The sequence below is a fragment of the Bacteroides sp. Phil13 genome (assembly GCF_001940965.1).
Taxonomy (GTDB): Bacteria; Bacteroidota; Bacteroidia; order Bacteroidales; family Bacteroidaceae; genus Bacteroides; species Bacteroides intestinalis.
In genome coordinates, this window is the sequence record NZ_MSHA01000049.1 from 53,057 (window position 1) to 61,625 (window position 8,569).

The window sequence follows — 8,569 nt, forward strand, 5'->3', positions numbered from 1 at the left end:
CACAACAGGCTTGCACAACTGGCACATCTCAATGATCCGGTACATATCAAGAAAGATTTAGGAAATTATTTTATTGGAAATGAGAACTTTGGCGGTCTAATCGTAGGGCCGCCACCAAAGTCACCGCCGCCACGATTATCAAACACCGCGCTACGCAGAATCTCGTATATTATTCCACCTACATCCAACCCCAGCTTAAACTTCTCGAAGCGATAATAAGGTATCACAACGGGGACCGTCTGCCACCCCCCACGCATGGCATCGTAATAGCGCTGGGCACCGACCTCTACACCAAAACGTTCGGACATATCAAGAGACATCGTAGCACCATAACTATTAGTGCTCATCCCATAAGAATTACCGATATCATACGAACCGAAGACATTGAAGGCAACCCGGTCGGAAGCACGATAAGTCAGCCTGCCCGCAGTACTGAAGGCTTGCCCGGTGATGCGAGACATATTTATCTTCATGGCATTGGCACGAAGTTGCAACGATAGCCGATCGTTAAAGATATGCTGATATCCTAAGGAAGCATTATTGAAACGCCCGATGCCCGGAAGACTGGTCTGGCTCCCGGAACCGAATACCGCTCCATGAGGAAATTGCCTTAATACACCTCCTGTGCTATAATCGCCCCGGAATAGTGGAGAAGGATTTATATGATAGGGGATACGGAGTTCCTCTTTCAAGGAGAAAGAAGGTAAATCACCTAACTGTATAGGATTAATCAAAGGATATACAGTCTTTTCGGGAAGCAGGTTGACGGATGGAAGCTGAAATGCAGCTTTCGGCTTTATCAACATGCTATCAAGAGTGAAACGTGCACTATCTTCCTGTGCAGAAAGCAACTGCAAACCAGAAATGAACAGAAAAAATAATCCCCAACGAATTGGGAGCCAAGATATGCCAACCCTGCGTGTCATAATCTACCTCCTTTGTTTTTTTACGGACTCTGTATACAAAAATAGCAAAACCCTATCTGAATAACAAATAGTTGAGCACATTTCATCTTTGCCAGCAGGCTTTTTTAACGCAAGGGGAATTGTAGCGTAAATTCACTGTAACTCCCTTCCGCACTTTCTACCTTCACCATACCACCGTGGGCACTCACCACCTGCAACACATAATTCAATCCTAATCCGAAACCTGATGCCCCCGTCTTACGACTGCCGGAAGCAGCCCTCTCGAACTTATTGAATATCTTATGCTGTTCGCTCAAAGGAATACCAATACCGTTATCATGCACTCTAACAATGGTTTCATCCTCTGTCTTTTTACCTGAAAGAATAATCAGAACCTCTTCATTAGAGTACTTGACGGCATTGTCCACCAAGTTGGAAAGTATCTCACGCAGACAGAAAGCATCCGCATAAACACTACATCCTTCTTCACAATCGATATCGAAATGAACCGTCTTCGCCGCTTTCAACTGATACTTTTCCGCTATATCCCGCAGCAACGGTCTTAGGGCAACTTCTTCTTTATGTAGTTCCAGTTCTCCACGATCTATCTCTGTCAACATTACTACACGATTGGAAAGCGTCAGCAAATGTTCGCACTCATCCCCCATCACTTGCCTGTAACGGAGCTGCTTCTCAGGCTTATCCGTCAACTTACCACCTGCGAGGATATGCGCTCCCATCATGACAGACTGCAACGGTGACTTCATATCGTGTATCATGGAGTAAGTAAAGTCCTTCTGAAACTGTTCCAACCGATGCTGCGCCCGCAACATACGTATCTGAAAGAAAACACAGAGAGATACGAAAAGGAAAGCAATAAGCAGCGGCACCTGCATATACCAAGTGGCACTCATTATAGTACGTTGTGGTGAACGAACCACAGCAAAGATGCAACTCGTACTATCCTTATCCAACGGAAACAACCGGGTAGTGATATCCCCGAAGTCAATAGCCGGACTACCTGTATAAAGTATCAACTCCCGGGACGGATATCTGATCCAATGGATATCCGCCCTATCCGGAAAACCTGTTTCCAAAAGCTGTTTTCTGAACACACTGTCGGCAAACTGCAAGGAGAACGGAATAGGCACACGGCTACGCAGACTGATCGTATCCTGTATATCATAAGCCGTCTTCATACGGAAGCCTTCATCAAACTTATTGTAAAGATGCCGAATGGTAAGCAACTGTATTCGGTAGCGATAACCTTTCTCCAGATATACCTTATAAAGCTCGTCCATCATACGCAGCGGATAAGGGAGAAATTCTCCCGGCGAGCTATCCCAATTAAAATCAGGGTTAGCCTTAGTGAAAAGCGGATATCTATGTAAGTCTGCCTCCCGGTAGAAAGCCTCTTCCAATTGCTCCTCCGCCTGATACCGTATCTTTTGAGAGGTCGTGTAATACAAATATCCCGACCAGACAGCCAGCAACAGGAATACTCCCGCCAAGCTGACCATAGAAATTGCTTTAAGAGAAATAGGCCTGCCCGTACTTCTTTGCCGGATTTCTGCTTTGGCATGTGTCAGAGTAGCATTGGTTCTCTCAAAGAGTACGTTGCTTTGTGCCTCTATCTCTTGCCAGTTTTCTGTGGTTATCAAGTTCTTCATCCAGCTGACGGGATGTTTCATTTCTTCGGCCAACGTATAGAAGTCCTGTTGTTGTTTCTGCAAGTCATGCCGTTGGCGGAATACCGACTTCATCTGTACAATCAAGGCATAGACAGCCGTACCCAGCAATAGCCATGTAATGAATGACAGTAACAGGAGTCTCTTCTCCATCTCCCTGGCAGGGAAAGAAAGAATGGCACGGACAGCCTCCCCACGGGATTTAAAGGTGAAAGCTGTTTCGGAAGTAACAGCGGCAAAGTTACGGATACTTACCTGAGGATTGGTACTTGCCAGCACCTCATTTGTATTTACATTAATGCGCTCCACGGTCAGCGTTCCATCCATGTCTAACTTCCGCAACTTATTGTGCAACACGCTATCTATGGTGGCCAACGGAATTTCTTTTATTCCATACACCCGTTGCAAAGCCTGTGCCGCCTGTTGGGAAGTGCGCTTATTCCTTTCATCCCCATCTATCCGCTTGTATTTAGGATTGGGTGCATACGCTATGATAGCTATTGAATTATCAGGATAAGGAAGGTTGTTCACCAGATTATCCACTGTCTCCGTGAAAGACATCCAGAAGCACTTGTTCAGTGATTTCTCCGCTTCCTGCATCTGTGCATGAAAAGCATAAAGCATTCCGCCCAACTGTATCAACACAACAGCAATCAGACTCACCAGTGAAAGAGAGATGACAGTACGTAATTTCATCTTATCCGTTTATATTCGCCTGCAAAAATAGCAAATAACTATGGATCACGAAGTAATGCACTACTTTTTATATCGGACGAGAATGCGTTCTTTCCAGCCAATGGCAAGGTACAATGAAAAGAAACGAATGGAAATCAGCATCTCACTGATTAAAAGAGGAATACAAAAATACATACAACTCTAAAAAAACAAGAGAGTTCTCCAGAGTCGTAAAAGTGTCGTTAACCTAATGATAACATTACGATAACATTCATCCTCATGCCCCTGCCCTATCTTTGCAACATCAAAAGTAACGAAATGTATAACTTAAAAAATAAAATCATTATGAAAGCTTTAGTATTATCAGTAGTATTCGCATTGACATCCGTAGTAAACGCAGTAAGTGGTAACAACGTAAAAGACTTCGCTTACAACAGTGAGAAACAGGAAAACGGTGTAGAAACCCAGACAGTCTATAAAGTAAAAGAAGGCAAGTACTTGGAACGCCACCTGCAATACAACTACACACATGATGAAAAAGGACGTGTATCAGCAAAGGAAATCCTGAAATGGAACCAGGACAACAGCCGCTTCGAAAAACAGTATTGCCTCAACTTCAGCTACACCGATAATGAAGTAGGCGTGGAATATGTAGCATGGAACAGCAAAGACGGTGACTACACGAATGTGAAATCCAAAGCCGTTTATCAGATGAACGAGAATGGCATGAACTACATGGCTTACAACTGGAATGAGAAAAACAACTCCTGGAATCTGGTAACAGAACACAATGCAACAAATTGGAACAACGCTTTGCTGGCAAACAGATAATTACTCTAACAAGAATTCTCTCTTACAGTTTCCAATGAAAAACGCGACTGCCAAAAGATAATCTTTCAGGCAGCCGCGTTTGCAATTATTACTTAAAGTCAGTCTTCGTGTTTAGAATATTCAGAAAATTCGCAACCAAACTCTTCTACCATCATATTATCCATCTCATCGGCTTTCAATGCCAGATTCACCAGATTAGTCAGGATTTCATCTTCCGATGCATCCGTAATGTCAGACAGATGTACACGATATGCTATGTAGATCTGGCGTCCTTCAATACCGAGTTTGTAAGGACTGAAATCTTCACCCAGGATATAATCGAGCACCCTTTCCACCTCTTTCTTTGGCAACAGATTGATAGGAGAAACAGCAAACAGATAAGTATTTTCATAAACAAAGATACGCACTTCGGAACTGCCTTTATGGAATGTCCAGGAGTCATAACCGTCACGCGCAAGAACCGGATTAACTCCCATCTCACGGATGGCACGTTCGCAGAAGGTACTCAATGAAGACGGTTCGCGCTCTTCAAAGATACCCTCGGGCAGCTTTTCGCCGCATGAAGGGCAGAATTCTTCCTCTTCCGATATCAGCTCGTCACAACTGTCGCACTGCACCTGAAAAGCTGTACGGTCCACAGCCTCCACAAATTCAAGCAGCTTCCGTAATGCTTCCACACGGATGCCGAAACCCATATTGTCGGCATTACTCAGCTTACTCACCGTTACACCTACCACTTCGTTCTTTTCATTGAAGATAGGACCGCCGGAGTTACCGGGATTCACTGCCGCATCAGTCTGTATATAGTACTTTCCATCCACCAGCTGTTTGGGCGAAGACACAGAGCCTTCGGTCACCGTAAAAGGCATGCCATAAGGATAACCGGCCACACAAACCTTTCCACCGATGGACAAGGAATTATCTCCTGCCAGATTCAGGGAAGGCAGAGCTGAGAAATCACCGTCTACGGACAGCAGGGCTATGTCCAATGAAGGGTTCACCAGTACCACCTTAGCCAGATAAGGATTCCGGTCATTATCATGTACCGCCACTGCATGAAAGCCTTTCACCACATGGTAGTTCGTCACAAAAAGATCATAGTCTTTCAGATAGAAACAGCTGCCTGATCCACCTGCATGGGTTACTTTGAAAACCAACTGATATATATTGTTCTGTTCCATTGATTCATTGTTTTTAATCTGTTATTGTTGTCCGCCAAGTGCCTGTTGCATCATCTTCTGTTGAAGTTCCTGCGCCAGACGCATATACTCGGCCATATCTCCCCTCATCATGGCAGCCTGCATATCGGCCTGCGCCTTCATGATTTCCTCTTGCAGAGATGCTGCCATACCCTGCATTTGTTCGATGGCTTCTGCCGATATCTCTTCCAGGTCATCTTCATCCGGTTCCAGGTCACCTTCCATTATTTTATCCATCGCATTGTAAAGGATTTCAGATGCATCCTCCATCGACTTGCCGCTTGCTTTCTCAAGCGCATGCGAAAGAATTACGTTAATATCATCCTGCACATCATTATAGAAGTAAGCCTCATAGAAAATATAGAGCAGACGTACCGCACTCCGCTCATAATTTTCCGTCTGAATGGCTTCAGTAGCTTCTTTATAGACACTCATAAAGTTCTCCTGCATATTCTTCAGGGACGAACGGCGCTTGGTAGACACCAATGTATCTACGAAATAAAGATCAGCCGCCAGTTCCTCCTTAGGCATGGCGAGCAATTTCTCAAGGAAAGCCTTTCCTTTCGCTACCACCTCGGCAGTAGGCAGTTCGGCATCCATATCGTCCACCGCTTTATCAAGATCATTCAATAACTGGCCTTGCGGACGAGCAAAGTAGGAAATCTGATAGAAAGTCGTATCGAGCACATTCCAAGAGTAGCCATATTTCCGGTCGGCATCATACTCTTTCACGACTTCCAGTGTTTCGCGGCCCAAGATTTGCAAACCTTCATAAATGCGGTCTATCTCTTCCTGCGGATAAGAGGTGCCTGCGGCTCATAGCACCGCGTAGCACCGAACTTCGTACAGAACTCGTCATCATATTTATCACCGATATGGCAGATATTCTGTAACACGAAGTACATCTTATGGGGATGGCTCTGCGAGAGAGAACACGTGTACTCCATTCTCAACTTATCGTTGTCCTTCACAAAGCGAGGCAACAGCAACTTGTTCAGATTCAGGTCTGCAATCTGTCGAAGCATGGCTACACGCCCTTTCTCGGGCAAGTTCAGGAAGTCGGCACTGATACGGTAAAATCCGTCTTTTACAGAAATATGCACCAGGATAGAACCGTGGGGAATATGAAATTCAGTACCATCCGCATTGCCATACTTCGTCCGAAAGTCCGCATTCAGGTAATCCAGCAAACTGTGGAAAGCTTGCAGGTACTCGCCTTGGTTATACAAGTCCACGCTCTTTTCGTAAGCCTCCGTATGAATGGAACTTTGCGTGGAGTCCACTACGGGAGGAATAAATGTAAGTGTTTGTTTCATGTTATAATATGGTTTTAAAGAATATCTGTCACCTGACAGGCAAGGTTTATATCATTGTATATCTCTTCAAGCAGATGTTCATTGTCCAGTGCCCGCTTGCGAAGGCAGAGGAAACCGTCGGGCATCACTCCTGCATAATAAAAAGTACCTTTGTTGAAAGAGAGCATCATATCGTGCCCGAATGTTTCGCGCAGACGGGTAATCCGGCGCATGACCGCCGGTGTCAGTATCATACGGGCGGTTACTTCGTCATCGGCATAAACCACGAAATACTTTTCGAAATCCGGGTCTTCCAGATGAACGAAGCGGGCATTATAGCGTTTCTTCAAGCCCTGGATATTCTTTGCCAGATAGCCGGCCTTTTGTTCCAGATGGTCGGGCAGGATAATCGTGCTGCCCTTAAAACTACGCTCCAGACGACACCAGCCAAACATCCCGCGGAAGTTATGCGCACTACTTTCGTACCTGGAGGCGAACAGCGGACGGAGTACATAGCGGTAAAGCATCACCAAATAGCCTGTTACAGAATTCAGTTCCAACTTATTCATCAGTCCATAGGAAACCCCTATATCGGCTATATAAAGGGTACGATCTCCCCACGGCACTTCCAGATAAGCATAGGTGGTAGCCGCCAGTGCCGGATCGGAGAAAGAAGAATTAAAGAGCCTGCTACCGGATAATATACGCTGGTCCAGTTGCGAAGAGAAGGAGAAAAGAACGGATGGAAACATAGCAGACATAATGCTGCGCATGATATCATTTTCCTGCCCTTGGAATTTCATAAGAGAGCGGCTGAATGCGAAGTTCAGCACAATAAATCCCATAAAGACCGGGAAAATGTATTGCGTAACCACACTGTAGTTCTCTAAGCCGATATATCCAACAAGATAGCCCCCAAACAGGACGAACATCATCCAGCAAAACACAAAGAGATAGACTATGATGCTCAGAATACGAACAATCTTCTGCCAGAAATATACACGGGAAAGTTCGGTACGAAGCCTTTCGGAAAGGCTTCTGAAGTCAATTGATTCCATATTACATCTACTACTTTAAAAGTGCACTGACATCCACATTCCGCTGTTCCTGTTCGGGAATATCAATCAGTTCTTCCTGATGATGATTCTGCCGGCCGGCCACGATGGAAGAGGGAAACATCTCAATGGAGTTATTATAGTCGGTGACCGCAGCATTATAGGTGCGGCGTATGGCTTGCAGTTGCAATTCCATATCTTCAATGCTCCTTTGCAGTCGGGTGAACTGCTCGCTTGCCTTCAGTTCCGGGTAATCTTCTACGGATAATTGAAGTTTGGAGATTAAAGAAGAAAGCTCATTACCGGTTCTTATCTGTTCAGTCTCCTGTGAAGGCTGAAAAGTTCGTGAACGAAGTTCCGCGATACGGGTCAGCGTCTCATTCTCATGCCCCATATAGGACTTTACGGCAGCTACCAAATTCGGTATCATATCGTTCCGCTGCTTCAATGCCACACAAATGCCGCTACGGCATTGCTTTACTCGGTTCCGTTTTGCAATCAGATTATTGGCAGTCCAGATATACCAAAGTACCAATAAGATGATAAGGGCTATTCCGATATAAAGAAGTATTCCCTGGTTTTCCATAATTTTACTTTCTGATATAGATTAATAATAGTTGTATCGTATCTACTTACGAGAACGGAACAAAAATAAGAAGATAGACATAAAACAGGAAAGAAACAGGGGGGGACAAATAGAAAGTAACATTTTCACTATAAACCTATGTTTTTCAACTGATTATTATCATCAGGCAGAGAAGAGGCAAGGGGATATTTTCAATGATAAGGGGAATGGCCCGATAGAATAACAGGCAAAACAGGGATAATGATCTAATTCATGCTTGATAAAAAATGAATTAAATGCAATAGCTAGCTCCGTTCTTAGGCATTCCTATACTTTTTCCCTTCCAACGGTTAGCC

General features: G+C 44.7%; 6 protein-coding genes and 1 pseudogene. 1 reads left to right on the forward strand and 6 read right to left on the reverse strand.

Going from position 1 to position 8,569, the window contains the following annotated elements:
- Nucleotides 1–65: 65 nt before the first annotated feature.
- Both BWI44_RS09050 and BWI44_RS09055 read right to left on the reverse strand, forming a co-directional pair.
- A complete protein-coding gene (locus BWI44_RS09050; protein WP_044534445.1) occupies nt 66–926 on the reverse strand; it encodes a hypothetical protein in 861 nt (286 codons plus the stop codon).
- A 104-nt stretch (nt 927–1,030) separates the two neighbouring features.
- Nucleotides 1,031–3,289, reverse strand: coding sequence for a sensor histidine kinase (locus BWI44_RS09055; RefSeq protein ID WP_286813000.1), 2,259 nt, complete (start codon nt 3,287–3,289; stop codon nt 1,031–1,033).
- Nucleotides 3,290–3,547: 258 nt separating this feature from the next.
- Between BWI44_RS09055 and BWI44_RS09060 the strand changes: the two genes are divergently transcribed.
- Nucleotides 3,548–4,099, forward strand: coding sequence for a DUF3836 domain-containing protein (locus BWI44_RS09060; RefSeq protein WP_195208610.1), 552 nt, complete (start codon nt 3,548–3,550; stop codon nt 4,097–4,099).
- A 98-nt stretch (nt 4,100–4,197) separates the two neighbouring features.
- On the opposite strand, the gene BWI44_RS09065 is transcribed toward BWI44_RS09060, so the two are convergent.
- From BWI44_RS09065 to BWI44_RS09080, 4 genes and pseudogenes are all read right to left on the reverse strand, one after another.
- Nucleotides 4,198–5,280 carry a trypsin-like peptidase domain-containing protein gene (locus tag BWI44_RS09065; protein WP_025831419.1) on the reverse strand — a complete coding sequence of 361 codons (1,083 nt, stop codon included), beginning with the start codon at nt 5,278–5,280 and terminating at the stop codon, nt 4,198–4,200.
- Between the two features lie 21 nt (nt 5,281–5,301).
- A pseudogene (locus tag BWI44_RS09070) lies at nt 5,302–6,614 on the reverse strand (hypothetical protein).
- A gap of 14 nt (nt 6,615–6,628) precedes the next feature.
- Nucleotides 6,629–7,651: a DUF3137 domain-containing protein gene (locus BWI44_RS09075; protein WP_195208613.1), complete on the reverse strand. Its 1,023-nt coding sequence runs from the start codon at nt 7,649–7,651 to the stop codon at nt 6,629–6,631.
- A 10-nt stretch (nt 7,652–7,661) separates the two neighbouring features.
- Nucleotides 7,662–8,234: a LemA family protein gene (locus BWI44_RS09080; protein WP_118424593.1), complete on the reverse strand. Its 573-nt coding sequence runs from the start codon at nt 8,232–8,234 to the stop codon at nt 7,662–7,664.
- Nucleotides 8,235–8,569: the final 335 nt, after the last annotated feature.

Coding starts and splice junctions, on each gene's coding strand:
- BWI44_RS09050 (WP_044534445.1), bottom strand. CDS start 926: ATGACACGCAGGGTTGGCATATCTTGGCTCCCAATTCGTTGGGGATTA.
- BWI44_RS09055 (WP_286813000.1), bottom strand. CDS start 3,289: ATGAAATTACGTACTGTCATCTCTCTTTCACTGGTGAGTCTGATTGCT.
- BWI44_RS09060 (WP_195208610.1), top strand. CDS start 3,548: ATGCCCCTGCCCTATCTTTGCAACATCAAAAGTAACGAAATGTATAAC.
- BWI44_RS09065 (WP_025831419.1), bottom strand. CDS start 5,280: ATGGAACAGAACAATATATATCAGTTGGTTTTCAAAGTAACCCATGCA.
- BWI44_RS09075 (WP_195208613.1), bottom strand. CDS start 7,651: ATGGAATCAATTGACTTCAGAAGCCTTTCCGAAAGGCTTCGTACCGAA.
- BWI44_RS09080 (WP_118424593.1), bottom strand. CDS start 8,234: ATGGAAAACCAGGGAATACTTCTTTATATCGGAATAGCCCTTATCATC.